At 66.7% G+C, this 24,196-nt stretch carries 26 protein-coding genes; 5 read left to right on the top strand and 21 right to left on the bottom strand.

Going from position 1 to position 24,196, the window contains the following annotated elements; genetic code table 11:
• Positions 1–21: 21 nt before the first annotated feature.
• Complete coding sequence (locus tag ACFTSF_RS16340) at positions 22–369, bottom strand: VOC family protein (RefSeq protein ID WP_380154526.1); 348 nt, start codon at positions 367–369, stop codon at positions 22–24.
• Positions 366–1,148 carry a methyltransferase domain-containing protein gene (locus ACFTSF_RS16335; protein WP_380154525.1) on the bottom strand — a complete coding sequence of 261 codons (783 nt, stop codon included), beginning with the start codon at positions 1,146–1,148 and terminating at the stop codon, positions 366–368. The genes ACFTSF_RS16340 and ACFTSF_RS16335 overlap by 4 nt, the downstream gene beginning before the upstream one ends.
• Positions 1,149–1,246: 98 nt before the next feature.
• Here ACFTSF_RS16335 and ACFTSF_RS16330 point away from each other — a divergent pair, with 98 nt between their 5' ends.
• Complete coding sequence (locus tag ACFTSF_RS16330; RefSeq protein ID WP_380154524.1) at positions 1,247–1,744, top strand: MarR family winged helix-turn-helix transcriptional regulator; 498 nt, start codon at positions 1,247–1,249, stop codon at positions 1,742–1,744.
• 361 nt (positions 1,745–2,105) lie between these two features.
• On the opposite strand, the gene ACFTSF_RS16325 is transcribed toward ACFTSF_RS16330, so the two are convergent.
• Together ACFTSF_RS16325 and ACFTSF_RS16320 are read right to left on the bottom strand one after the other, a co-directional pair.
• Positions 2,106–3,899 (bottom strand): ABC-F family ATP-binding cassette domain-containing protein, encoded by a 1,794-nt coding sequence (locus ACFTSF_RS16325; protein ID WP_380154523.1) that lies wholly within the window; start codon positions 3,897–3,899, stop codon positions 2,106–2,108.
• 179 nt (positions 3,900–4,078) lie between these two features.
• On the bottom strand, positions 4,079–4,354 hold the full coding sequence (locus ACFTSF_RS16320) for a hypothetical protein (protein ID WP_380154522.1): 276 nt from the start codon (positions 4,352–4,354) through the stop codon (positions 4,079–4,081).
• A gap of 392 nt (positions 4,355–4,746) precedes the next feature.
• On the opposite strand from ACFTSF_RS16320, the gene ACFTSF_RS16315 reads away from it, so the two are divergent.
• The gene (locus ACFTSF_RS16315) at positions 4,747–5,175 is read left to right on the top strand and encodes a hypothetical protein (protein WP_380154521.1); all 429 of its coding nucleotides are present in this window, start codon (positions 4,747–4,749) and stop codon (positions 5,173–5,175) included.
• A gap of 46 nt (positions 5,176–5,221) precedes the next feature.
• On the opposite strand, the gene ACFTSF_RS16310 is transcribed toward ACFTSF_RS16315, so the two are convergent.
• The 13 genes from ACFTSF_RS16310 to ACFTSF_RS16250 form a co-directional block, all read right to left on the bottom strand.
• Positions 5,222–5,704: a DUF2199 domain-containing protein gene (locus tag ACFTSF_RS16310; protein ID WP_380154520.1), complete on the bottom strand. Its 483-nt coding sequence runs from the start codon at positions 5,702–5,704 to the stop codon at positions 5,222–5,224.
• 96 nt (positions 5,705–5,800) lie between these two features.
• Positions 5,801–6,667, bottom strand: coding sequence for a hypothetical protein (locus tag ACFTSF_RS16305; protein ID WP_380154519.1), 867 nt, complete (start codon positions 6,665–6,667; stop codon positions 5,801–5,803).
• The gene (locus ACFTSF_RS16300) at positions 6,664–8,553 is read right to left on the bottom strand and encodes a GTP-binding protein (RefSeq protein WP_380154518.1); all 1,890 of its coding nucleotides are present in this window, start codon (positions 8,551–8,553) and stop codon (positions 6,664–6,666) included. The genes ACFTSF_RS16305 and ACFTSF_RS16300 overlap by 4 nt, the downstream gene beginning before the upstream one ends.
• Positions 8,554–8,698: 145 nt before the next feature.
• Positions 8,699–9,082 carry a type II toxin-antitoxin system VapC family toxin gene (locus tag ACFTSF_RS16295; protein WP_380154517.1) on the bottom strand — a complete coding sequence of 128 codons (384 nt, stop codon included), beginning with the start codon at positions 9,080–9,082 and terminating at the stop codon, positions 8,699–8,701.
• The gene (locus tag ACFTSF_RS16290; RefSeq protein ID WP_380154516.1) at positions 9,079–9,333 is read right to left on the bottom strand and encodes a type II toxin-antitoxin system Phd/YefM family antitoxin; all 255 of its coding nucleotides are present in this window, start codon (positions 9,331–9,333) and stop codon (positions 9,079–9,081) included. The genes ACFTSF_RS16295 and ACFTSF_RS16290 overlap by 4 nt, the downstream gene beginning before the upstream one ends.
• Positions 9,334–9,368: 35 nt before the next feature.
• On the bottom strand, positions 9,369–10,307 hold the full coding sequence (locus ACFTSF_RS16285; protein ID WP_380154515.1) for a 4-(cytidine 5'-diphospho)-2-C-methyl-D-erythritol kinase: 939 nt from the start codon (positions 10,305–10,307) through the stop codon (positions 9,369–9,371).
• 11 nt (positions 10,308–10,318) lie between these two features.
• Positions 10,319–11,152 (bottom strand): 16S rRNA (adenine(1518)-N(6)/adenine(1519)-N(6))-dimethyltransferase RsmA, encoded by an 834-nt coding sequence (gene rsmA, locus ACFTSF_RS16280; protein ID WP_380154514.1) that lies wholly within the window; start codon positions 11,150–11,152, stop codon positions 10,319–10,321.
• Between the two features lie 74 nt (positions 11,153–11,226).
• The gene (locus tag ACFTSF_RS16275; RefSeq protein WP_380154513.1) at positions 11,227–12,336 is read right to left on the bottom strand and encodes a ubiquitin-like domain-containing protein; all 1,110 of its coding nucleotides are present in this window, start codon (positions 12,334–12,336) and stop codon (positions 11,227–11,229) included.
• A gap of 216 nt (positions 12,337–12,552) precedes the next feature.
• Entirely contained in the window at positions 12,553–13,167 is a 615-nt protein-coding gene (locus ACFTSF_RS16270) for a nitroreductase family protein (RefSeq protein ID WP_344145430.1), read from the bottom strand.
• Complete coding sequence (locus ACFTSF_RS16265) at positions 13,168–14,082, bottom strand: TatD family hydrolase (RefSeq protein WP_380154512.1); 915 nt, start codon at positions 14,080–14,082, stop codon at positions 13,168–13,170.
• Between the two features lie 5 nt (positions 14,083–14,087).
• A complete protein-coding gene (locus tag ACFTSF_RS16260; protein ID WP_380154511.1) occupies positions 14,088–14,507 on the bottom strand; it encodes an SRPBCC domain-containing protein in 420 nt (139 codons plus the stop codon).
• A 24-nt stretch (positions 14,508–14,531) separates the two neighbouring features.
• The gene (gene metG / locus ACFTSF_RS16255) at positions 14,532–16,286 is read right to left on the bottom strand and encodes a methionine--tRNA ligase (RefSeq protein WP_380154510.1); all 1,755 of its coding nucleotides are present in this window, start codon (positions 16,284–16,286) and stop codon (positions 14,532–14,534) included.
• A 42-nt stretch (positions 16,287–16,328) separates the two neighbouring features.
• Positions 16,329–17,240, bottom strand: coding sequence for an NADP-dependent oxidoreductase (locus ACFTSF_RS16250; RefSeq protein ID WP_380154509.1), 912 nt, complete (start codon positions 17,238–17,240; stop codon positions 16,329–16,331).
• A gap of 144 nt (positions 17,241–17,384) precedes the next feature.
• Between ACFTSF_RS16250 and ACFTSF_RS16245 the strand changes: the two genes are divergently transcribed.
• The 3 genes from ACFTSF_RS16245 to ACFTSF_RS16235 all read left to right on the top strand — a co-directional run bounded on the left by ACFTSF_RS16245 (position 17,385) and on the right by ACFTSF_RS16235 (position 20,857).
• Positions 17,385–18,629: a LuxR C-terminal-related transcriptional regulator gene (locus ACFTSF_RS16245; protein ID WP_380154508.1), complete on the top strand. Its 1,245-nt coding sequence runs from the start codon at positions 17,385–17,387 to the stop codon at positions 18,627–18,629.
• Positions 18,630–18,650: 21 nt separating this feature from the next.
• A complete protein-coding gene (locus tag ACFTSF_RS16240; protein WP_380154507.1) occupies positions 18,651–19,595 on the top strand; it encodes an RNA polymerase sigma-70 factor in 945 nt (314 codons plus the stop codon).
• A 92-nt stretch (positions 19,596–19,687) separates the two neighbouring features.
• The gene (locus ACFTSF_RS16235; RefSeq protein WP_380154506.1) at positions 19,688–20,857 is read left to right on the top strand and encodes an NAD(P)/FAD-dependent oxidoreductase; all 1,170 of its coding nucleotides are present in this window, start codon (positions 19,688–19,690) and stop codon (positions 20,855–20,857) included.
• A 19-nt stretch (positions 20,858–20,876) separates the two neighbouring features.
• Here ACFTSF_RS16235 and metG (ACFTSF_RS16230) read toward each other — a convergent pair whose 3' ends face one another.
• The 4 genes from metG (ACFTSF_RS16230) to ACFTSF_RS16215 form a co-directional block, all read right to left on the bottom strand.
• Positions 20,877–22,442, bottom strand: coding sequence for a methionine--tRNA ligase (gene metG / locus ACFTSF_RS16230; protein ID WP_380154505.1), 1,566 nt, complete (start codon positions 22,440–22,442; stop codon positions 20,877–20,879).
• Positions 22,443–22,484: 42 nt separating this feature from the next.
• Positions 22,485–22,727: a DUF5680 domain-containing protein gene (locus tag ACFTSF_RS16225; RefSeq protein ID WP_380154504.1), complete on the bottom strand. Its 243-nt coding sequence runs from the start codon at positions 22,725–22,727 to the stop codon at positions 22,485–22,487.
• Between the two features lie 29 nt (positions 22,728–22,756).
• A complete protein-coding gene (gene rsmI / locus ACFTSF_RS16220; RefSeq protein ID WP_380154503.1) occupies positions 22,757–23,599 on the bottom strand; it encodes a 16S rRNA (cytidine(1402)-2'-O)-methyltransferase in 843 nt (280 codons plus the stop codon).
• 105 nt (positions 23,600–23,704) lie between these two features.
• Positions 23,705–23,977, bottom strand: coding sequence for a hypothetical protein (locus ACFTSF_RS16215; protein WP_380154502.1), 273 nt, complete (start codon positions 23,975–23,977; stop codon positions 23,705–23,707).
• Between the last annotated feature and the right edge of the window lie 219 nt (positions 23,978–24,196).

Genomic DNA, 24,196 nt, shown 5'->3' with positions numbered 1-24,196 from the left:
GGCTGGGCGAGCCGCTGTATGTCAGACGATCTCGATCCGGTTCCCGTGGCCGTCGGCGGTGTGAAAACGCCTGCGGCCCGGGATCGTTTCGTTGTCCCAGGCAACTGGATACCCGCTTGTTTCTAGCTTGGTCGCGAGCGCGTCGAGGTCATCGGTTGCGAGGGCCGGATGAGCCTTCCTGGCTGGGCGGAAGTCCTGTTCGACACCGACGTGGATCTCGGCATCGCCGGCGCGGAACCAGCAGCCGCCGCGCGGTTTGAGCAGTTCGGGCTTCTCGAGCTCGGTCATCCCGAGGGCGTCGCGGTAGAAGGCGCGGGCGACGTCCTCGCCGCCGGGCGGGCAGGAGACCTGCACGTGGTCGAGCCTCATCGCTTCTGCCCTACTGCGAAAATCCGGCGGAAGGGAAGCAGCGTGCCGTAGTCGCGCTGCGGATAGGCCTCAGCCAGGCGAGCGCCGTACTCGGCCTCGAACTCCTGCCGCAATCCATCCGGAAGCGACTGCAGCACCGGCCGCGCGCCGGTCCCCTTCACCCACTCGAGTACGGCGTTATCACCTTGGAGAAGGTGGAAATACGTCGTCTCCCACGCGTCCACGACACAGCCCTCGGCACTCAGTACGTCGACATAGTCGCCCGGACCGGGGACGTCGGGGCGCAGCGACCGGTCGCGCGCGAATTCGGCGTACGGGTCCTTGGCGGCGAGTTCGCGGAGGATCGCGTGCGAGGGCGCGTTGCCGTTGCCGGGGATCTGGATCGCGAGCCAGCCGCCGGGGCGGAGCGCCTTGACGAAACCGGGCAGCAGGTCGAGCTGATCGGGGATCCACTGCAGGGTCGCGTTGGTGACGATCACGTCGAGGCTGCCTTCGGGCGCCGACCAGTCATGTACGTCGCCGAGCTCGAAACTCAGGTGGTCATCGGCGAACTCCTGCGCGGCCGCGATCATCGGCGGCGAACTGTCGACACCGACGATCGTTGCCTCGGGCCAGGATTCGCGCAGGGTCGCGGTCAATCCACCGGGACCGCAGCCGAGGTCGACGACGGTGCGGACGTCGTCGGCCCGGATCCGGCGGACCAGGTCGGCGAACGGGCGGCCGCGCTCGTCGGCGTACGTGCCGTACTGCTCGGGGCTCCAGACGGGTGACGTGCGCATGCTGCACCTCTTACTTCGATATTTATCTTGATGTCGAGATATATTAGGCACTGGAGATCTCTTGATGTCAAGAGTCTTGATGGCGTACGCTCGCGAGTATGGAAGACGAGGTCGACCGGCTGCTCGAGGCCTGGCGCCGGGAGCGGCCGGACCTCGACGTGACCCCGATGGAGGTACTGTCGCGGGTCAGCCGGCTCGCGCGGCACCTGGACCGGGCCCGCAGCCAGGCCTTCGACTCTCACGGGCTCGAGTCGTGGGAGTTCGACGTACTGGCGGCCTTGCGGCGGGCGGGATCGCCGTACCAACTGTCTCCCGGGAAGCTGCTGAAGGAAACCCTGGTGACCTCGGGGACGATGACGAACCGGGTTGATCGACTGACCGCACGCGGTTTGGTCGAGCGGCTTCCGGATCCGGGCGACCGGCGCGGCGTACTGGTTCAACTGACCGACGCCGGGCGTGATGCGGTAGATGCGGCCATGGCCGATTTGCTGGCGCACGAGCGGACGTTGCTCGGGTCGATCAGTGCGCGGGACCAGACCCGGATCGCGCAGGTATTGCGCGAACTCGTGCGGCCGTTCGACCTGGAAAAGCACTGACTTTTTGTATACACATTCCGCAGAATGATGCCGCCATTCTGCAAAACCACACCCCGTCACTTCGCATCTCCCGAATCGTTGCTAGTTGCAACGAGATCGAGAGACTGCTGTAGCGGAGGTCTATCGACACAGAGTGATCGAGGCCACTAGGGTCCTCACTGTCGGTGGTTATTTGACTACAGCAAGTTAGAACAAACGGTGACTTCGGCGGCTAGAGGTGGTTCGCCGAAAGCGGTCGCTGGTGTCCGGGGCTCGGGGCCCGGACAACGACGATCGGCACGGGGCCCGCTCACCCAAGCTGTCGCGCCCTCCGAATCACAGGGGATCGGAGGGCGCGACAGCTATTTTCATTTGCTGGTGTTTATTCGGCCCGTTCGGCGGCTTCGAACCAGAGCGTTTCGAGCTCGGAACGCTCGTCGCCGAGTTTGCGCAGCTCGGTGTCGAGTTCGGCGAGACGCTCGTAGTTGCTCGCGTTCGCGGCGATCTGATCGTGCAGCTTCGCCTCGGACTCGGTGATCTTCGCGATCTGCCGCTCGATCCGGTTCAGCTCCTTCTTCGCCGCCCGCACCACGGCCGCATCCACCGGCGGCTGCGGCTGTGCGGTCTTGGGAGTGTCCACGGTCTCGACCGGTTTGGCATCGGTACGGCGGGTGACGCCGGCGTCGAGGTCCTCGATGTACTGGTCGACCCCGCGCGGCAGATGCCGAACCCGGCCGTCGCCCATGATCGCGTAGACCATGTCGCTGACCCGCTCGAGGAAATACCGGTCGTGGGTGACGGTGACGACGACACCCGGCCAGCTGTCGAGGAAGTCCTCCAGCACGGTGAGTGTCTCGACGTCCAGATCGTTGGTCGGCTCGTCGAGGATCAGCACGTTCGGCTCATCCAGCAGGATCCGCAGCAACTGCAGTCGCCGCCGCTCACCACCCGACAGATCCGAGATCCGCGTCGTCAGCCGATCACCCGTGAACCCGAACCGCTCGAGCAACTGCGAGCTCGTCATCTCACCGCCGCCGCCCGCGAGCGCCGCCGTACGTTTGATGGCAGTGATGTGGTCGAGGACGGTCACCGTCCCGTCGACCTCCTCCAGATGCTGCGACAGGTTGGCGACGCGAACCGTCTTCCCCTGCTTCACCTTGCCGTGGTCCGGCGGCAGCAGCCCGGTCAGCACCTTCAGGAACGTCGTCTTGCCGGCCCCGTTCGGCCCCAGCAACCCGATCCGGTCCGCCGGGCCCAGCCGGAACGTCACGTGATCGAGCATCACCCGATCACCGAACTTCAGACTCACGTCCTCCGCGTCGAACACGTCCTTGCCGAGCCGCGCCGTCGCCAGCTTCGACAAGGCCAGCTTGTCCCGCGGCTCCGGCTCGTTCTCGATCAGCGCGTTCGCCGCATCGATCCGGAACTTCGGCTTACTAGTCCGCGCCGGCGCACCCCGCCGCAACCACGCCAGCTCCTTCTTCAGCAGGTTCTGCCGCTTGACCTCACTGACCTGGGCGCTCCTCGAGCGTTCCGCCTTCGCGAGGACATAGGCGGCGTACCCACCGTCGTACGACGAGATGTTGCCGCCCTGCACCTCCCACGTGTTGGTACACACCGCGTCGAGGAACCACCGGTCGTGCGTCACCACGATCAACGCCCCGGCCCGATCCACCACATGCTGAGCCAGCCAGTTGACCGCCTCGATATCCAGGTGGTTCGTCGGCTCATCCAGCACCAACAGGTCGACCTCAGTCATCAGCAACTTGGCCAACGAAGCCCGCCGCCGCTCCCCACCACTGAGCGTGCCCACCTTCGCCTCAAGGTCAACTTCACCCAGCAAGTGCTCCATCACCGACCGTGCCCGCGGATCCGCGGCCCACGTATAAGTCTCCACATCCCCCAGCACCGCATGCAGCACGGTCTCCTCCGGGTTCAGCTCATCCGTCTGCCCCAGATACCCCAGCCGCAGATCCCGCATATGCGTGATCCGCCCGCTATCAGGCTCCTCACGCCGCGCCAGCACCGACAACAACGTCGACTTCCCGTCCCCGTTGCGCCCAACCACCCCAACCCGGTCCCCCCGCCCCACCCCCAGACTCACGGAGTCCAGCAACACACGAGTCCCGAAGCCCTTAGACACAGCTTCCAAGTTGACCAAATTAGCGGCAGCCATAACCGCCCCACCCTATCCGACGTACCAACACAGCCAGCCGCCCTGGCCCACCTAGGCCCCGAACGGCCCGGCATCACTCCACACGACCAGCGCTCCAGTTCTCGCACAGATCGCGTTGACCTCCGCAGCAATCGCCCGCAGCGATCCTGATCGTCCTAGCTCAACTTGACCGAGTCACGTCACGCAAGCGAGTAGTAGCCCGGCGCGGCCACGAGCACCGACTCGAACCACGGCGGTAGGTCAGGCCCGGCGAACTGTGGTCCTCCCGACCTGTCGAAGCCGATGGTCACGTCCGGGCAGAAGGGACTCCGAGGATCTGACACATCGACGTCTGCCCCAGACTCACGAAGTCTCTGCAGCACCACGTCTGGAGCGGTCTGGAACACGTCGACACCGTTCCACACAACCGAAGCGGCTCCGGGCCCGAGCGGTCTCCAGAGCTCTACCGCGGTCACGGACACTCCGTCCTCGAAGTGCGCGAAAACGTCAAAGGCGAGCTAAGCATCTCGCACCCGAAGCGCCGGCGTCAGTCCACCCGGTACTTCCTCCGGTGAACCCCAGCACCCCATGGCCTCCCTGGCCTCAGCCAGGCTCATGCCGACTTCGAGAGGCGGTACACCGCGTGGCGGGTCGAGTTCGAATCGCATCAGGCACCCATCATCCGTCGTACAAGCATCCGAGTCACCCTCCGGGCATCCCTTTCAGGCACATGGCAACTCCTGTTGCCCAAGGCATCCACCAGTATGACTTCGTGATCCGGCTGTGATCCAACCAAATGGTGTGTGGCTGCGTCTCTATGGGCGGCGGGCTCACTGGGAGCCCTTGCACACGAGGGGAAATCACTATCATGCGCGTTCGTTCTCAGTTGGTTCGCCGGGTTACCGCCACCGCTGCCGGGCTTGGGCTTGCGGCCGGTGCGATCGCCGGGATCGTCGGCGCCACGTCCGCCAGCGCGGAGACCAAGAGCACCACGGTGGCCGCCTCCACCGCCGCCGTCAAGAAGAGCGTCACCATCGACGCCAGCGACTGGATCGTCCCGGCCGGCTCCAAGGTCCGCTACTTCGGCAAGACCACCGGCATCGCCAAGAACACCACCGTCCAGGTCCAGCGCCTCGAGGGCAAGAAGTGGGTCATCTTCCCCGCGACCACCAAGGTCACCTCGAAGGGCACCTACTCGGTCTACGTGAAGTCCTCGCGCGTCGGCAAGAACTACTTCCGCGTCGCCGTCGCCGGCCTCGTCACCAAGCAGCAGTACCTCGAGATCACCAAGAAGTGACCTCCCCCGCAGCGCCCGAAGTCCCCCACAGACTTCGGGCGCTGTCTCATTGCGGCACAACCTCGTCGTGGACCCAGGTCTCCGTCAGCACCCTCGCCAGCAACGGATCCGGAGATCCAGTCAGGTACGGCGTCTCCTCCGGATCGCGAACCGTGGCAGTCACCGGCGTGTAGAGCAGTCCCCACGGGTGGATCGCGTTCGCCAGCAGCCCGTCGAGCCGCAGGTCGGCGTACTCAGGTTCCCACCACACCGCGAACGTCCGCTGCAGATCATCAGGACTGACCGCCAACCACACGCCGTACGTCAGCGTGTGCCCACGATCGAGCTGAATCGGCAACAGCACTCGAACAAACGGCCCGGCCCCCGGCACCTGCATCATCACAGACTCCCGAGCCGTGCCGTGGCTCATCCAAGTCCCCGGCGTCCCCTCCCGCTCCGGCAACTCCAGCACCGGATCCGGCAGCACGAACCGCACATTCGGGTTCGCCCCGTCAACCGCCCGCCCACAACTACAAGTCTTCCCAGCCATCCCCACACTCTCCCTCAAACTCCTCCGAACCAAATCCTCGGGCTGGAGAGCGAACCTCAGGGCCATCACAACTGACCTGAACCGGCGCGCTCAGGCTCACGAATCCCGGTCATCTTCATTTGTGATGGCCCTGGAGTCCGCAGGCGTGAAGTTGATCGTCTTGGCACGTGTGGCGGCCAGGTTGCGGGCTCGTTTGGTGCGGGCCTCGGCTGCCAGTTTGATCAGGGTTTGCTTGCTGGTGCTGGAGGCGGCGACTCGGCGGAGGAGCCAGTCGGACCAGGTGGAGATATCGACGGGTGGTGGACCGGAGTGATGGGCTTCGGCTACGAGCATCTCGTCGGAACGGCGGGTTGGGAACGCGCGTGCACGTCGAGGGAGAGCGTTGATCCAGGAGGCGCGATCGGGCGGAGCGACATGGTCGAAGAGAGCCACGACGACGGCCGTTGCCAGAGTCTTGTCCGGCTCGTCGGTGACCGCGATGCGCAGGGCGCGGTGGGCCTCCGGGATGCTCATCGCGCGTTGGTAGATCGACCAGCGAATGTGTCCATCAGAGGTGTCTGCGTCAGAGATGCCGATAAGTTCTTGGAGCGTTTCCAACGGGTCAGCGGAATCCTCGTCGTTGCACTGGACGAGGAAGAGGTCGTATGAGCCCTCCTCCACAAGGTCTCTGACGGCGGCGACGATCGAATCAACCCCGGGCTCGCGGACGATGATGTTGTCCACTCCTGCGAAGTAGGCGCCGTTGGCGTTCTCGCCGGTGGTGCGCCAGCGGTCCATGAGGCGACGTACCTCGTCGAGGGAGAAGACGGTGGCGGCCCATGTGCCTTTGCCGGGGATGTCGAGGAAGGCGTCGACGTTGCAGACCTGGTCGAGGGGCTCGCCGGGGTCCAGGAGTAGACGGAGGACGAAGGCAGGGTCGGTGAAGACTTGGTACGGCGGGTCTTCGGTCCAGCCGGTGGTCATCGGGGTCCGTTCAGGTGGGATTGGTATTCGTGGGGGTTGAGGGGGTTGCCGTCGGTTCGGGGGTGGGTGGGGTAGGGCGGCGGGGTGGGGTGGTGGGTGGTGGAGGTGGTGGTGAGGAGGGCTTCGCCGTGGGTGTGGGTGGGGAGATGGGACTCGAAGGTGTGGGTGGTGGCGGCGGGGAGGGTGCCGGTGAGGTGGGCGGTGGTGGGGGTGAGGGTGGTTGAGTCGAGGGTGCCGTGGTTTTCGGCTAGGAGGGCGAGGACTCGGGAGAGGGAATCGGCTGGAATGTCCAGGTCGAAGTGGTTGATGGGTTCTAGGACTGTGGTGCCGGCGGCGGCGATTGCTTGGAGTAGTAGGGGTGGGGTCAGGCGGCGGAAGTCGGCGGCTGTGGTGACGGGGCTGAAGTAGGCGGTGTGGGTGAGGTCTACGCGGATGTTGGGGATTTCCCAGCCGTAGAGGCCTTGGTGGAGGGTTTGGCGGACTGTTTCCTCGATGGCGGTGTGGAACGCTCTCGGGAGGCCGCCTAGTTCTACGTCCAGGTGGTAGTGGATGCCTTCGTCGTTCGGGGAGACGCGGAAGCCGAGGCCGGCGGCCCAGAGGTTCCCGGGGGCGGCGATGTCGCGGTGGGCGGTACCGGTGCCGTTGAGACGCTCGATGTAGATGGGGCTGGTCTGGCTGAACGTCACGTCGAGGCCGTAGTCCGACTCCAGGAGGGACGCGATGACCTCCTTCTGCACCTCGCCGTACAGGCGGACGGTGATGTCCGCGGTTTGGCGGACCTGGATGAGCGGGTCCTGTTCTGCCAGCTGCGTGAGGGCCTGGAAGAGTTTGACGCGGTCGCGGGCGGTGACGACGGTCTCCAGGGTGGGGCGGGCGAAGAGTTGCCCGGTGACGGCGGCCGGTACGCCGAGTTGGTCGCCGATCCGGATGTCCTTGAGACCGCGCAGTGCGACGATCTGCCCCGCTTCGGCGGAAGCCACGGTACGGCGGCCGCCGTCGTCGTACCGGTCGATTGCAGTTGGACGGACCTGGTACGGCGTTCCGTCGGCGGGGTGGACGTCGATGGGTGTGCGCGCGGTGAGGGTTCCGGCGAAGATGCGCGCCGAGGCGAGTTTCTGGCCGGCGGGACCGCGTTCGACCTTGAACACCTTTGCCTGCAAGGGATTACCTGGATCACCAGTTGCTCGCGGCAACCAGGAACGGATGCCGGAGATGAGTTCCGGTACGCCGATCCCGGTCATCGCGGAACCGAAGTGCACGGGGTGAGCGTGGCCGGCGGTGACCTGGCGGCGCAGCTCGTCCTCGTAGTCGGCCGGACGCAGATCGTCTTCCAGGTAACGCTGCAGGAAGAGGTCGTTGCGCTCAGCAAGGAACTCCCCAAAGTCAGAGAGTGGGGAGATCGTGGCTGTGCGGGTGCCCAGGTTCTCGACCGTTGTCATGGGTAGGGCGTGTGGGGTGAGTAGGCGGTTGATGTCGGCTAGTAGGGAGGTGTCGCGGGCGCCTACGCGGTCGATCTTGTTGATGAACAGGAGGGTGGGGATGCGCAGGCGGGTCAGCGTTCGCATCAGGAGGCGGGTTTGGGCTTGGACGCCCTCGACTGCGGACAGCACCAGCACGGCACCGTCCAGGACGGAGAGGGCGCGCTCGACTTCGGCGATGAAGTCGGAGTGGCCGGGGGTGTCGATCAGGTTGACCGGGAGGTCGCCCAGGGTGAACGAGACCACGGCGGAGCGGATGGTGATGCCGCGGCGGCGTTCCAGGTCCATGGAGTCGGTCTGGGTGTTGCCGTCGTCGACCCGGCCGACGTGGTCGATGATGCCGGCGGCATGCAGGAGCCGCTCGGTCAGGCTGGTCTTACCGGCGTCGACATGCGCCACGATACCCATCGTCAAAGAGTTCAACGGTCCTCGCGAATGCTTCGAAGTGAACTGTCCTGGTCAGGCAGGTCACTGAGCACCGCATGCCGTCCTCCTTCGCCGATCGATGGATCACCCGCAACGTAACACCACCCGATTCCAGCCGGCGACCGAATTACGCCTTGAGGATCGGTACGTCGTACTGCTGAATGAAACCGTCGCGTGTCACCAGCACCATCCGCTCGGTCAACGCCTGCGCGATCAGCATCCGGTCGAACGGATCGCGGTGGATCACCGGTAGCCGACCGGCGAGCTCCGCATGCCGCATGCTGATCGGCAGATCGCTCAAGCCGCCCCGCGCGATCCAGTCATGAAGATCGTCGGGCAGGGTCAGCTTGCCGGAGGCCGATTTGATCGAAAGCTCCCACATCGTCGCCGCACTGACGTAGACCTCGAGCTCGGTGTCGATGCGGTTCATCAGCTCGTCAGACAGTTCGGGGCTGTCCTCGAGCCACCACAGCAGGACATGGGTGTCCAACAGGAGTCTTGTCTGGTTCACGACGGCATACCGAAGTCGTCGGCGATCTCGTCGTTCGTCTCCGGCGAGTCCCAGTCGACGGACCGAGTCAGTCGGCCGGCCAGCGATCCGCGCCCCGAACGCCGCTGCACCTTCGGAAGGGGAACCACCTGGGCTACTGGATGACCTGCGCGGCTGATGATGACGGTCTCACCGTGCTCGACTCTGTCGATGATGCGCGAGAGCTGAGTCTTCGCTTCATGGATGTTGAACTGCGTCGCGGGTTCGCTCATCCCAGGGCACTCCTTAGCTAGGTTAGCTAAGTCTACTACCTGGCCACCGAGGCGGGGAGGATTCGGGCGCCGGGGACGGGGGCTTCGGCTTGGCGGACCATGCGGCAGAGGCCGGATTCGGCGAGTTCTACGGCCAGGTCCACGGCGGAGCGGGAGTCGGCGGCGAGGAAGAGGCAGGTGGGGCCGGAGCCGGAGATCATGGCGGCGAGGGCGCCTTGGTCGAGGCCGAACTGGAGGGTTTCGCCCAGTTCGGGGCGCAACGACAAAGCAGCGGCTTGGAGGTCGTTGCTGAGGGCAATGGCCAGGGCTTCGGGGCGGCCGGAGAGGAGGGCGGACATGAGTTCGGGGCGGACCTGGGGTGGTTCGACGCGGCGGATGGGGCGGAGGCGGTCGAGCTCGGCGTAGACGGCGGGGGTGGAGAGGCCGCCGTCGGCGATTGCGAAGACCCAGTGGAAGACGCCGCGGGACATGACTTCGGTGACCTGTTCGCCGCGGCCGCGGCCGAGGGCGGTGTGGCCGACTAGGCAGAACGGTACGTCGCTGCCCAGCTCGGCCGCGAGTCCTTGCAGTTCGGTTTGCGACAGCTGCAGGCCCCACAGGCGGTTGCAGGCGACCAGGGTTGCCGCGGCGTCGGTTGAGCCGCCGGCCATTCCGCCGGCGACCGGGATGGTCTTGCGGATGGTCAGTTCGACGCCTTCTTCGACGTCGTACTCCGCCTGCAGCAGGCGGGCTGCGCGGACCGCGAGGTTGGTGTCGTCGGTCGGTACCTCGTCGGCGAAGTCGCCGCTGATCTCGACCGAGATCGCCGGGTCGTCCTCCCGCAGTACGGCGGTCACGTCGTCGTACAGCGCCACGGCCTGGTAGACCGTGGCCACCGGGTGGAAGCCGTCCGGCAACGGCGGACCGACCGACAGACCCAGGTTGATCTTGGCCGGTGCCCGCACCGTGACCTCAGCAGAAGGTGGCACGGGCACAGGCTAGGGCATCAACCGGACGACAACGACTGTCCTGCGCCTGCCAGTGCGGCGAACTCGGCGATTCCGAGCATCTCGCCGCGCAGTCCCGGGTCGATGCCTGTGATCCGGAACACCTCGTCGAGCTGAGCGCGGTCGGGCATCCAGCGGGCCAGCGCGGAGCGGATCGTCTTGCGGCGCTGCGAGAAGGCTCCCTCGATCACCGCGAACACCTCTTCCCGCGACGCTGCGGTGACAGGTGGCTCACGGCGCGAGAAGGCAACCAGACCGGAATCGACATTCGGGGCCGGCCAGAACACGTTCCGCCCGACCGGACCGGCGCGCCGCACGTCGGCGTACCAGGCGGCCTTGGCGGACGGTACGCCGTACGTCCGCGAACCGGGACCGGCCGCCAGCCGGTCGGCAACCTCGGACTGGACCATCACCAGCCCGTGCCGCAGCGACGGCGAGACCTGCAGGAGGTGCAGGAGGACCGGTACGGCGACGTTGTACGGCAGGTTCGCCACGCACGCCGTCGGCGAACCGATCTCGTCCGGCGTGACCGTCATCGCGTCCGCCTCGACGACCGTGAAGGCAGCGGCTTGACCGGGCGCGTACGTCGCGATGGTCGACGGCAACGCGGTTGCGAGCACCGGGTCGATCTCGACCGCCGTCACCCGGTGGCCTTCGGCAAGTAACGCCAGGGTCAGCGAACCGAGCCCCGGCCCGACCTCCAGCACGGTCTCGCCGTCCGCGGACAGGTCCGCGGCCCGAACGATCCGGCGGACGGTGTTCGGGTCGATGACGAAGTTCTGGCCGCGCTGCTTGGTCGGGCGGACGCCGAGCGCGGCGGCCAGTGAACGCACTTCCGCCGGACCGAGGAGTCTCGGTCCGGCGGAAGTGGATGAATCAGACGAGGTCACCTCGCCACTATTACAGGTCAGGCCTTCTTGCCGCAGACCGGCCAGTCGCCGTAGCTGCCGCGCGCGGCGCGGACCTTCTCGGCGATCGCGATCTGCTGGGCCTTGCTCGCCAGGTGGGCGTTGGGCGCGTACGCCCGGCCACCGTAGGCGGCCCAGGTGCCGCTGCTGAACTGCAGACCACCGTAGTACCCGTTACCGGTGTTGGACTGCCAGTTACCACCGGACTCGCACTGCGCGATCCGGTCCCAGGCGCCGGCGTTACCGCTGGCCGGCGGCTCCGGAGCCTCGGGCTTCGGCTTGGTACCGACCGTGACCTTCTCGTCGACGGCCTCGGTGAGCACCTTGGTGGTCACGACCTTGGTGGCGCTGAGCTTGCCGTCCAGGTACGTGTACAGGTAGGTGACGGTCTTCGAACCGGTCTTACCCGGCGCGGTGACCTTCTTGGTGCCTTCGACCAGCGTGGCGGACTCGGTCTTGTCGCTGCCATAGGCGATCTGCTCGGTCTTGGTGACCCGCTTGAGGTCGACCTTGACGAAACCGATCGTGTTCACACCCGACTTGAGCACCGTGGTCGGCGCGGGGGTGATCTTGTCGTCCTTGTCCCACGCGATCTTCGCGGCGGTCAGCGCCTCACCGACGGTCGAAGCCATCAGCTTCGCGGTCGAGGCCTTGCCCTGCCGGACGATCGAGACGGTCTTCGGGGTCTTGACGACCAGGTCCAGTCCTTCGCGCCCGATCGGCGCGCTCCGGCTGGTGGAGAAGAACGCCGAGCTGTCGTAGCGCAGACCCAGATCGGCGAGTGCCTCGGTGACGGTGTCGGCCGTGGTCCAGAAGGCCTTCTTGACGCCGTCGGCGTTGACAGTCAGCTGGCGGCCGTACTGCACCGCGATCTCCTGGCCGTCCTGCAGCTTCGAGTCCATGGCCGGGGCAACCACGTCGTGGTCACCGACCTGAACTTTCTCGGCCTTGAGGGCGTCGGAGACGGTGGAGCCGAAGGTGTGGACCTTCTGCACCTGGCCGTCGATGGAGAGAGTGACCGTCTTGCTCTTCGCGGCGTAGGCCACGGAGCCACCGATGACGGCGAACGCGGCGGTCGCGCCGACAGCCGCGATGATGGACTTACGCACTAATGCTCCCAGGTAGGGCTACCCGGGCACGAGGTGGGACAGCACAGGCACCGGCCACAATCTCCGGACTGGTGGTCCGGCTACCACGGTCGACGCCGAGGGGCGTGCTGTCCGGCATCTTCCCCGATCCCGGCCAACATCACGGGACAGTAACGAAGATGTCGCGCTAAAGCCAATCCTCTAGTCGGCGAGTCGCAAAAAGGTGTAATGGGCCCACTACACCGCGTGATTCCCCCACTGCCCCCGATGCACGACTTCGGCCGTCGTACGGCGTCCTCTCTTGAGGGATGGCGAACGTTTGTCAGGCGCCCGGTAGCCGACCGACATCAGCCCGATCAGGTCGAACCCGGACGGCACGCCGAACTCGGCCAGCAAGGCCGGCACGGTTTCCGCCGGAGGCCCGAAAAAGCAGGCTCCCAAGCCTTCGTCGACCACTGTCTGCAGCATCAGCAACGACGCCATCGCGGTGTCGACGATCCAGTACGGCGCCGTCCAGCGGGCCTCGTCGCGGTCGGTCCAGCCCTTGTCGGATTCGGTGTACCGATCGAGGTACGCGTCCTTGTGCGCGAAGGCCAGAATCAGCAGCGGCGCCCGGCGCAGGCCTGTGATCCATTCCACATACTTCTCATCGGGGTTCGCGGCCGCGATCTTCCAGTACCGCTCGCGGTCGTCACCCTCCAGCGTCAGGAACGCCCAGCCCTGCGTGAACCCGCCGGAAGGGCCCCGGAGACCGTTCTCCAGGATCCGCTCGCGGATTTCGTCGGGGATCGGCCGGTCGGCGTCGTAGTTCCGCACCATCCGGCGCCGCCGGACCACCTCACTGAACTCCATCTACCAGGTCCCTCCGAACGCCCGATCGGCGTTCTTGTTGAGCGCCTCGCACAACTCGGCGACCGAGATGTTCAGCGTGCCGGCCATCTTCCGGACCGTGTGCGGGATCAGGTACGACGCGTTCGGCTGCCCGCGGTGCGGAGACGGCGTCAGGTACGGCGCATCGGTCTCGACCAGCACCCGGTCGAGCGGCGTCACGGCGAGCGCGTTGCGCAGCGAGTTGGCGTTCTTGAAGGTCACCACCCCGGCGAAACTCAGGAACGCACCGCGGTTGACGCACTCGCGCGCGAACTCGGTATCACCCGAAAAACAGTGCATGACAAGGCGATCCGGGACACCTTCGCGATCCAGGATCTTCAGGATGTCGTCGTGCGCGTCGCGGTCGTGGATCATCAACGTCTTGTCGAGCCGCTTGGCCAACTCGATGTGCGCGGCAAACGATTCGTGCTGCGCGTCGCGACCGTCCTCGCCGGTCCGGAAGTAGTCGAGACCGGTCTCGCCGATCACCCGGACCTTCGGTGAACTCTGCGCCAGCCGCTCGATCTCGGCGAGCGCGCTGTCGAGCTCACCGGCCGCCTTCAACTTCGGCGCCTCATTCGGGTGCAGGGAGACCCCGGCGATCAGATTCTTGTACTGCGTCGCCGCCTCGACCGCCCACGCCGACCCCGGCAGGTCGCAACCGACCTGCACGATCCGCGTGACACCCACCGACGCAGCAAGCTTGATCGCCTCGGCCGGACTCAGCCAGGCCCCGTCCTCGCCGTCGGCGATGTCCAGATGGCAGTGTGCGTCGACCACACTCATCGGCAACGGATCCGGCACCGCCGGCCTGCTCCGATCCCGCGATCGCCCGTCCTCACTGACCGCCGCCCGCTCCCGCGTCGGCCGTTCGACCTCCACACCATCTGAACCCATGCGGCCTAGATTACTTCGGCGGCGCTCTTCACCTTGCCCAGCAGTTGTGACCACATGCCGTTCGCATGCTCAACCTCTTCGGGGCTTGCGTTGTTGTCCTGGGTCAGCGTCAGGTGCGTCGATCCGTCCAGCGTCCAGGTCAGCGTGTGGTAGTTCTCCGGTACGTCGTCCTGCCCGGTCAGCGGGCTGTAGTGGGTGAACCGCAGCAGCCGCCCGGGGTCGACCTCGAGGATCTCGCCCTTGTCCTGGAACGGCTTGCCTTCCCACTCGCCGGTCCAGGTGATCGGGCTGCCGACCACCCAGTCCGTCTCCACGTCCGATCCGAACCACAGCTCCTTCAGCTGCTCCGGATCGGTCAGTACCGCCCAGACCTGCTCCGGAGTCGCTTCGATGTCGATCTCAGCTCGTGCCAGATAGTCAGTCATACCTCGACCGTACGACTGATTCCGTCAGTCGCGCTTGTACAAACGCGCCAATTCCTCCTCGACGACCTCCGGACCGAGTTTGCCGAAGATCGGGGTGGGCTTGGCGACCGGCGTACCGGGGACGATCGGGACCGAGGCCCAGCGGGGCTGGCCGGTGTAGTCGCCGGTGATGATCGGGTACGACGGTCCGCCGTCCAAGTCGTCGACCTCGCGGATCTCGGGGCTCGGTGCGAAGTCGCCGGTCCCGCCGAGTGCGGTGTGCACTTGCTGGGTCGAGTGCGGGAGGAAGGGCGCGAGGAGGCGGTTCGTGTCGGCCACCACCTGCGCGGCGACGTGCAGAATCGTGCCGCGGCGATCCAGGTCCGATTCCTTCCACGGTGCCTGCTGCGAGAGGTACTGATTCGCGTCGGCGGCGTTGCCCATCGCCGTACCCAAGGCCTGCTTGATTCGATGCTGCCGTAGCAACTCGCCGACCGCGCCGAAGGCTTGGTTGCTCTTGGCAAGCAAATCCTGGTCGGCGTCCGTCAACGACCCCGCGGCCGGGATCGCGCCGAAGTTGCGGTTGATCATCGAGGCGGTCCGGTTCACCAGGTTGCCCCAGGTACCGACCAGCTCGTCGTTGTTGCGGCGGACGAACTCGGACCAAGTGAAATCCGTGTCCTGAGTCTCGGGCCCGGCGACCGACAGGAAGTAGCGCAACGGGTCCGGCCCGTACCGCGCCAGCACGTCGCGGACGTAGATCACCACCGAACGCGACGACGAGAACTTCCGCCCCTCCTGCGTGAGGAACTCGCTGCTGACCACCTCGGTCGGCAGATTCAGTACGCCGTACGGGCCCGGGGCCGCGTTGTGAGCGAGCAGCTCGGCCGGCCAGATCTGGGCGTGGAAGGTGATGTTGTCCTTGCCCATGAAGTAGTACGACTCGGCCGAGGGATCGCACCACCAGCGCCGCCACGCGTCCGGGTCCCCGGTACGGCGGGCCCACTCGATACTGGCCGACAGATACCCGATGACCGCGTCGAACCAGACATACAGCCGCTTCCCGTCCCAGCCCGGGAGCGGCACCGGGATCCCCCAGTCGATATCGCGGGTCATCGCGCGCGGCTTCACGTCGTCCAGCAGGTTGAGGGCGAACTTGAGCACGTTCGGCCGCCAACCGGACCGAGTCTGCAGCCAACCGCCGAGTTGGTCGGCGAGTGCGGGCAGATCGAGGAAGAGGTGCTCGGTCTCGACGAACAGCGGGGTCTCGCCGTTGATCCGGCTGCGCGGGTTGCGGAGGTCGATGGCGTCCAGCTGGTTACCGCAGTTGTCACACTGATCACCGCGGGCGCCGTCGTACCCGCAGATCGGGCAGGTGCCCTCGATATAGCGGTCCGGCAGAGTGCGTCCGGTGGACGGCGAGATGGCGCCCTGCGTGGTCCGCGGGACGAGATATCCGTTGCGGTGAACGACTTTGAAGAGTTCCTGGGCAACGGCGTAGTGGTTCCGGGTGGTCGTCCGGGTGAACAGGTCGTACGACAACCCCAGTCCCTGCAGGTCCTCGACGATCACTCGGTTGTATCGATCCGCGAGCTCGCGCGGGCTCACGCCTTCCTGCTCGGCCTGGACCAGGATCGGCGTACCGTGCTCGTCGGTTCCGGACACCATCAGTACGTCGTGACCGGCCATCCGCGAGTACCGGCTGAACACGTCGGAGGGCACACCGAACCCGGAGACATGGCCGATATGCCGGGGGCCGTTGGCATACGGCCAGGCAACAGCAGACAGAACATTGGTCATGCGGCTGACTGTAGGGACACAGTCAGCCGCGAGACCACGGAATTACGGCTGGACGACCAGCTTGCCCTGGGCGTGACCGCCCTCGCTGACCTCCTGGGCCTTCCCAGCGTCGGCCAAGGCGAAGGTCTCGGCGACGCGCACCGTGAGCTTGCCTGCGGCAGCCAGGGCGAGCTGCGAGTCGAGACCGGCACGCACCTCTTCCGGGGTGGCCGTGCCGCTGGCCGAGGCGTGGATGCCGAGCTCACCGGCGCTGAAGTCGGCGATCGTGACGATGCGCTCGGGACCGCCGAGCAACTCGATCGACTCCTTCAGACCGCCCAGACCGGCGGTGTCGAACGCCGAGTCGATCCCCTGCGGCGCCGCCGCGCGAACGCGGTCGACCAGACCGTCGCCGTACTCGATCGGCGTCGCGCCGAGCGTGCGAAGGAAGTCGTGGTTGCGCACCGACGCCGTACCGACGACCTTCAGGCCGGCGGCGACGGCGAGCTGTACGGCGATCGAGCCGACGGCACCCGCGGCGCCATGGATCAGGATGGTCTCGCCGGACTTCACGCCGAGCAGGTCGAGCACGCGCTGCGCGGTCTCACCGGCCACCGGCAGGCCGACCGCCTGTTCCCAGCTCACGCCTTCGGGCTTGAGCGTCACATTGCCGGCGATCGCGAACTCGGCGTACGCACCGGTGGCCGCCCAGCCGACGACCTCGTCGCCGACCGCGAAGGCAGCGCCTTCACCGGCCTCGTCGACCACACCGGCGACCTCGAGACCCGGCGTCGCCGGGAAGGTCACGTCGAACATCCCCTGCATATAGCCCCGGCGGACCTTGTAGTCCATCGGGTTCACACCGGCCGCCTGGACCTTGATCCGGACCTGGCCGGCGCCTGCGTGCGGCTCCGGTACGTCGCGCACCGTCAGTACCTCGGGACCGCCGAACTCCTCGAATACCACCGCTTGCATGATTGATGCCTCCAGAGAATTTGCTTGATGCTTCAATTGAATGCTCTACCAGCCGGGGATATTCCCGACTGGCCGAACGGACAGTTGTGCACTGGCCGAAGGACGGGCTCGGGTGGATACGTCAACCGACGTACGCTGAAGGACATGCACGACGTACTCACGGTGGCGGCGCAGATCCTCGACGGGCCGCCAGAAGAGATGCTGCACCGACTGTCGGCCTCGCTCGCGGACGTGATCCCGCACCGGGCGATCGCGCAGCTGGCCAGTCAGTGCGCGACCACGCCGGTCTACACGTACGGCGAACCGTCGCTCGCCCGGGCGATCACGGGCGCCGAGCTGGCCGGCCTCCTCGGGACGGTGACCGCGGGCCGCCCATGGCACGGCGTACTGACCATCGCCGGCGAGGAGCACCATGCCCTGGCCGTGGCCAGCGACCGCGCACCCCGCGGCTCGATCCTGCTGCTCTTGCGCCGGTACGACGATGCTGTGCCCGAGGTGGACGCGTACATCCAGCCGCTGTGGGACCTCGTCACGATCCACATGTATCGGCTGACTCTGAATGGCGAGCCCAGCGCGACAGCGCAGTCCAGAGCGGTCGCCGGGGCGCGGTTCGAGGTCGCCGCGGAACTGGGTGAGGCGCACGCAGCCACGCTCGCCACCCTCCTCGGCGTACTGCGGAACCAGCGGATCGACGACGCAGCCGCCCGCACGAACGCGGTCGAGCTCGCGCTCAACGCGCTGGCCGAGCTGCGGACGGACACCCGGCAGGATCAGCGGTACCACGGTGAGGAACCGGCTGCGCGCGCGTTTGACCGGCTCGCGGACTCGCTGCGGGGGCTGCTCCGGCACACCACGGTCGAGCTCGAACTCGACGCTCCCGGAAACGACAAGCTCGTCCCGGGCGACCTCGCGCACTCCGCGCGGGTGGCGGTCCGCTCGGTGGTGCTGGCGATGCTCACCCAGGACGCCGTACGGCGGATCCGCGTCGGCTGGCAGTGGAACGGCACCGACCTGCACGCCACCGTGCGCGACGACGGTCCGGGCGAGCTGAACGGCGTACTGGTCCTGGGTCAGCTGTCCGAACGACTCCGGTTCGGCGATGGCCAACTGGAGCTGGAAGCAGTACCCGGTTGGGGTCTGACTGCCCGGATCACTCTCAAACCCGGCGCGACACCGCATCCCCTCGAAGACCCGCTGGCTGCCCTGGGGACTCGCGAGCTAGAGGTCCTCGAACGCATCGCCGAGGGTTCGCGCAACCGCTCGATCGCGGACGAACTCCACATCAGTGAGTCCACGGTGAAGTTCCATGTCGCCAACATCCTGACCAAACTCGACGTCACCAGTCGCACCCAGGCCGCGGCGCTCTACCACGCGACCGCCGGGGTCTGACTCGGCATTAGTGTTGTCCAGGTGTCCCTGACCATCAGCGATGTCGACCGCTTCGAGGCATCCAGGCCGCGCCTGGGCGCCATCGCCTACCGCATGCTCGGTTCGGCCGCCGAGGCGGAGGACGCCGTACAGGAGGTGTTCCTGCGCTGGCAGGCCGTCGACCGGGACCGGATCGAGGTCCCCGAGGCGTGGCTGACCAAGGCGCTCACCAACCTGTGCCTCAACCAGCTCACCTCGGCCAGGGCCCGGCGCGAGACGTACGTCGGCCAATGGCTGCCGGAACCGCTCCTCTCCGGCGACCCGATGCTCGGCCCGCTCGAGACCGCCGAACAGCGTGATTCCGTCTCGATCGCGGTCCTCGTGCTGATGGAACGTCTGACGCCGAACGAGCGCGCGGTCTACGTCCTGCGAGAGGCTTTCGGCTACTCACATCGCGAGATCGCCACCATCCTCGACAGCACCGAAGCCGCTTGCCAGCAGACCTTCCACCGCGCCAAACAGCACGTCGCCGACGGCAAGGCCCGAACCGAGGTCGACCAGGCCACCGCCCGCCGGATCGTCGAAGAGTTCCTCGCCGCGGCCACCAGCGGCCGGACCGAACCGCTGGTGAAATTGCTGACCGGTGACGCGATCGCGGTCGGCGACGGCGGCGGCAAGGTCCCCGCCCGCGCCAGCGCCTTCGTCGGCGTGAAGGCCGTGGCGACGTTCATCCGCGGCCTGTTCAAACCCGCCGAGATCAAGCGCTCCTACATCGGCGGCAGCCCCGACGCGTACGCCGACATCGCCAACGGCGAACCGTCGATCGTCATCGTGGTCGACAACCGCGTCGTCGGCATCATGAACCTCGAGGTCACCGCCGACGGCATCACCGCGATCCACTCAGCCGTCAACCCCGACAAACTCGAACGCGCCACCGCCCGCTGGAACACCACCAACCACGGCGACCCCCTAATCCGCGCCTGGTGAATGGCGTGTGAGCTGCTTCACATCTGAAGTGTGTCAGGAATGCGTGGGCCATCTGGTTCAGGAGGCATAACCACGCAGACAGGAGCACGCTTATGAAGCACCGCATTGTTGTTCTCGGCGCCGGCTACACCGGAGCTGTCGCGGCTGGCCGGCTGGCTCGGCGGCTGCACGGCGACGACGTCCGGATCACCGTCGTCAATGCCGAGCCCGACTTCGTCGAGCGGGTCCGGATGCACGAACTGGCCTCCGGGCGGGAGCTCAAGCCGCGCCCGCTCGACGAGGTGTTCAAGGGCACCGGAATCGTGCTGCGGCTCGCCAAGGTGACCGGCGTGAACGTCTCCGCCAAGACCGTGGCCCTGGACGATGGCGAGGAGCTCGGCTACGACACGCTCGTCTACGCACTGGGCAGCCGCGTGAACGACCACGGCATCCCGGGGGTGGCCGAGTACGCCGAGCAGATCGCCAGCCGGCCGGGTGCGCTGAAGCTGCGGGAGCGGCTGGCCGGTCTCACGGCCGGGCAGACGGTCACCGTGGTCGGCGGCGGGCTGACCGGGATCGAGGGTGTCACCGAGATCGCGGAGGCGCGGCCGGACCTGAAGGTTGCGTTGGTCGCGGCCGGTGGTCTGGGCGACTGGGTCTCGACGAAGGGACAGGCGCACCTGCGGAAGGTCTTCGCTGGCCTCGGCATCACCGTCCACGAACACACCAAGGTCGCCCGGGTTGAGGCTGACGCGATCGTCACCGCGGACGGTACGGCGATTCCGTCGGATGTCACCGTGTGGACCACCGGGTTCGCGGTGCACCCGATTGCGGCGGCGACGTCCCTCGAGACGCTGCCGAACGGTCAGATCGTGGTCGACGACATGATGGCGTCGGTCTCGCACCCGGACGTGTACGCGGTCGGTGACGCGGCTCAGGCCAAGGGCTCCGACGGTCAGTTGCTGCGGATGTCGTGCGCTTCGGGGACATTCACGGCGTACCAGGCGGCGGATGCGCTCGCCGCGCGGCTGACCGGCGGGAAGCTGCCGAACACCACGATCCGCTACTTCCAGCAGTGCATCAGCCTGGGACGCAAGGAAGGGCTGATCCAGTTCGTCACCGCGGATGACCGGACCAAGCAGTCCGCACTGCGCGGGCGGATCGCGGCGACGTACAAGGAGATCATCTGCTGGGGCGCGTACGTCGGCGTCGCCAACCCGATGCTCGGCATGCCGACCCGCAAGCGGCACATCACCCAGCAGCCGGTCGCCACCATCCACTGATGGTGGCGCCGGCCGCGGCTCAGGCTTCTTCGAGCCGGGGGAAGAGCGGGTCGCCCTTGGTGAGGACGGAGCCGGCGGGGAGCTGGCCCCAGGTGCCGGCGTCCTGGACACGCTGGTCAGCCAGCGAGCCGAGCTTGGCCTCGGCGCCGAGGAGGGTCCACAGCTTCTCCGACGTCTTCGGCATCGTCGGGTTGTGCAGTACGGCGACCGCCCGCAGCACCTCGGCGGACGTGTACAGGATGGTGGCGAGGCGGTCCCGCTGGGACTCGTCCTTCGCCACCTTCCACGGCTCCTGCTCGGAGACATACCCGTTGACCGCGCCGACCAGGTCGTTGATCGCGGCCAGCGCGTCATGGAACGCGAGGGTCTCGATCGCCTGCTCGGCCGCGGCAACCGCCTGAGCGAGCTTGTCGGCCAGCGCCTGCTCGGCCGGTCCGTGGTCAGTCGCCTCGGGCAGCGCACCATCGAAGTACTTGCCGACCATGGCGGCAATCCGGCTGGCCAGGTTCCCCAGGCCGTTGGCGAGCTCGGAGGTGTAGACCGCGCTCAGGTGCTCCCACGAGAACGACCCGTCCGAGCCGAACTGAATCGTCCGCAGGAAGTAGTACCGGAAGGCGTCCGAACCGAAGTGGTCGGTGATCTCGTGCGGGGCGATCGCCGTCAGCTTCGACTTACTCATCTTCTCGCCGCCGACCAGCAGCCAGCCGTGCGCGAACACCTGCTTCGGAACCGGCAGGCCGGCGGCAATCAGCATCGCCGGCCAGATCACCGCGTGGAAGCGGAGGATGTCCTTGCCGACCAGGTGCACGTTCGCCGGCCAGAGCTTCTCGAAGCGCTCCGGGTCAGCGCCGTACCCGGCGGCCGTGACGTAGTTGAGCAGCGCGTCGACCCAGACATACAGGACGTGCTTCTCGTCCCACGGGACCGGAATGCCCCAGTCGAAGGTCGAGCGGGTGATCGACAGGTCCTGCAGGCCCTGCTTGACGAATGCGATGACCTCGTTGCGCGCGCTGGTCGGGGCCACGAAGTCCGGCTGCGATTCGTACAGCGCGAGCAGCCGATCGGCGTACGCCGAAAGCTTGAAGAAGTAGTTCGTCTCCGAGAGCGTCTCCACCTCGGTGCCGTGGATCAGGCACAGCTGGGTGCCGTCCTCGGCGGTCTTGATGTCGGCCGGGAGCTTGAACTCCTCGCAGCCGACGCAGTACAGGCCTTCGTACTGACCCTTGTAGACGTCGCCCTGGTCGTACAGCTTCTGGACGAACTCACGAACCCGCTCGGTGTGCCGGGGCTCGGTGGTCCGGATGAAGTCGTCGTACTGAACGTCGATGTCGACCCAGGCCGGCTTCCAGGCCTCCTCGACGAGCTTGTCCGTCCACTCCTGCGGCGACACCCCCTGCGCCTCGGCGCTGCGCAGCACCTTCTCGCCGTGCTCGTCAGTACCCGTCAGGTACCACTTCCGCTCACCCCGCTGCGCGTGCCAACGACTCAGAACATCCCCAGCCACCGTCGTGTAAGCACTACCGATATGCGGCGGCGCCGTGACGTAGTAGATCGGGGTCGTGACGTAATAGGCCTTCTCGGACATACCTCAAGGGTAGTGCCGCGCGTCAGTCCGCTTGACCACGGCTCAAACGATCCGGCCGCCGTGGTACTGCAGCCGGTAGTACGGCGTCCCGTCCGCGCCGCTGATGTGCTCGACGCCTTCGAACCGCCCGACCTCGCCGGTGTTCTCGTCGACATAGGTGAGCTGGCCGTCGCCGTACGTGAACCCGCCGAGGAAGCGACCCTCGGCGTACAGGTCGCCGTCACCGGCGTACGTCGCCGCTTTGGCGCGCACGACGAGCGCCTGCAGGTCGCTGTCGCTGATCACACCCAACGACTATCAGGCGGGTCCGACAGTTATTTGCGGTTGGCCAGTACGGCGTCGTACACGGTGCGTTTGGGGACGTTGAAGCGTTTGGCGACGTCGGAGATGGCTTGTTTGCGGGGCGTGCCGGCTTCTTCGTCGACGGCGACCTCGCGGGCCAGGTCCTCCGGAGTCATGACCTTGTTCGGGTCCGCGCCGGAGACGACGACCGTGATTTCGCCGCGTACGCCGTCCTTCGACCAGGCGACCAGGTCCGCGACCGGGCCGCGTTTGACCTCTTCATACGTCTTCGTCAGCTCGCGACAGACCGCCGTACGGCGATCGTCGCCGAACGCCTCGGCCATTGCCTCCAGCGACTGCGTCAGCCGGTGCGGCGCCTCGAAGAACACCATCGTCCGGGGCTCGTCAGCCAGCTCGGTCAGCCGTCGCAACCGCTCCCCCGGCTTCCGCGGCAAGAACCCCTCAAACGTAAACCGATCCACCGGCAACCCACTCAACGCCAGCGCCGTCAACACCGCCGACGGCCCCGGTACGGCGGTCACCTCGATCTCAGCCTCGATAGCCGCCGCCACCAGCCGGTACCCAGGATCCGAAACACTCGGCATCCCCGCGTCCGTCACCACAACCACGGTCTGCCCCGCCACCAGCGCCTCCAGCAGCTCCGGCGTCCGCTCCCGCTCATTCCCCTCGAAGTAGCTGACCACCCGCCCACTCAGGCTGATCCCCAGATCCCCCGTCAACCGCCGCAGCCGCCGCGTATCCTCCGCCGCCACCACATCCGCCGTACCCAACACCCGCCCCAACCGCGGCGACGCATCCGAAACGTCCCCAATAGGCGTCCCCGCCAACACCAATCGCCCGGTCACAGGACCCATCATCGCAGGGCACTGCAGAAGAACAGGAGGTAGTCGTCTACGTATACCCGCCCGCACACCTGAACCAATCCCCCTCGCCCCCGATCCAGCCCGACACCACTGTCCTTAGTGCAAGTCAGACAAGCCGCTACCGCCCGGGGCGCAGGAGCGTTGGCCAAGCTCCTCGCGCAGGATCTCCTCACTCCGGGACGCGACGTCCGAACTACTGCCGCTGACAGAGCCAAACCACGCCGGCGGCCAAGGGCGTGCGGCGGGGCGGCGTTCCTCTCGCGCCTCCCACCGAAGGTGGAGCCGCTGGAGCTCAGGAAGCAGGTCAGCCGCGACCTCGTCCGAGAGCGAATCGATCAACGCGTGCATCTCGTCCTTGGGCGCACTCATGTGGCCGAAGTGTAGGAGGCCGGCGCCTGAATCTTGGTTATCCACGGCCTGTTCGTTCGAGGGGAGGAGGCGGTGGTACTGCGGGCTCCGTACGATGGCGGGCGTGACTGCCTTGATCGAGGACGGAACTGCACGGCGGGGGGACACTGCCGAGGAGCGCGAGGCGCTGGGCAGGGATGTGCTGGGAAGGCGGTTGCCGTCGTTGCGGGAGCGGTTGTA

Source organism: Kribbella sp. NPDC056951, from assembly GCF_042674205.1.
GTDB lineage: Bacteria > Actinomycetota > Actinomycetes > Propionibacteriales > Kribbellaceae > Kribbella > Kribbella yunnanensis.
This window is presented reverse-complemented; position numbering and strand designations above follow the sequence as displayed.

Coding starts and splice junctions, on each gene's coding strand:
- ACFTSF_RS16260 (WP_380154511.1), bottom strand. CDS start 14,507: ATGACTGACTATCTGGCACGAGCTGAGATCGACATCGAAGCGACTCCG.
- ACFTSF_RS16335 (WP_380154525.1), bottom strand. CDS start 1,148: ATGCGCACGTCACCCGTCTGGAGCCCCGAGCAGTACGGCACGTACGCC.
- ACFTSF_RS16330 (WP_380154524.1), top strand. CDS start 1,247: ATGGAAGACGAGGTCGACCGGCTGCTCGAGGCCTGGCGCCGGGAGCGG.
- ACFTSF_RS16245 (WP_380154508.1), top strand. CDS start 17,385: ATGCACGACGTACTCACGGTGGCGGCGCAGATCCTCGACGGGCCGCCA.
- metG (WP_380154510.1), bottom strand. CDS start 16,286: ATGACCAATGTTCTGTCTGCTGTTGCCTGGCCGTATGCCAACGGCCCC.
- ACFTSF_RS16265 (WP_380154512.1), bottom strand. CDS start 14,082: ATGGGTTCAGATGGTGTGGAGGTCGAACGGCCGACGCGGGAGCGGGCG.
- ACFTSF_RS16325 (WP_380154523.1), bottom strand. CDS start 3,899: ATGGCTGCCGCTAATTTGGTCAACTTGGAAGCTGTGTCTAAGGGCTTC.
- rsmI (WP_380154503.1), bottom strand. CDS start 23,599: ATGGGTCCTGTGACCGGGCGATTGGTGTTGGCGGGGACGCCTATTGGG.
- ACFTSF_RS16300 (WP_380154518.1), bottom strand. CDS start 8,553: ATGGGTATCGTGGCGCATGTCGACGCCGGTAAGACCAGCCTGACCGAG.
- ACFTSF_RS16215 (WP_380154502.1), bottom strand. CDS start 23,977: ATGAGTGCGCCCAAGGACGAGATGCACGCGTTGATCGATTCGCTCTCG.
- ACFTSF_RS16270 (WP_344145430.1), bottom strand. CDS start 13,167: ATGGAGTTCAGTGAGGTGGTCCGGCGGCGCCGGATGGTGCGGAACTAC.
- ACFTSF_RS16310 (WP_380154520.1), bottom strand. CDS start 5,704: ATGGCTGGGAAGACTTGTAGTTGTGGGCGGGCGGTTGACGGGGCGAAC.
- ACFTSF_RS16290 (WP_380154516.1), bottom strand. CDS start 9,333: ATGAGCGAACCCGCGACGCAGTTCAACATCCATGAAGCGAAGACTCAG.
- ACFTSF_RS16340 (WP_380154526.1), bottom strand. CDS start 369: ATGAGGCTCGACCACGTGCAGGTCTCCTGCCCGCCCGGCGGCGAGGAC.
- ACFTSF_RS16305 (WP_380154519.1), bottom strand. CDS start 6,667: ATGACCACCGGCTGGACCGAAGACCCGCCGTACCAAGTCTTCACCGAC.
- ACFTSF_RS16250 (WP_380154509.1), bottom strand. CDS start 17,240: ATGCAAGCGGTGGTATTCGAGGAGTTCGGCGGTCCCGAGGTACTGACG.
- metG (WP_380154505.1), bottom strand. CDS start 22,442: ATGTCCGAGAAGGCCTATTACGTCACGACCCCGATCTACTACGTCACG.
- ACFTSF_RS16315 (WP_380154521.1), top strand. CDS start 4,747: ATGCGCGTTCGTTCTCAGTTGGTTCGCCGGGTTACCGCCACCGCTGCC.
- ACFTSF_RS16235 (WP_380154506.1), top strand. CDS start 19,688: ATGAAGCACCGCATTGTTGTTCTCGGCGCCGGCTACACCGGAGCTGTC.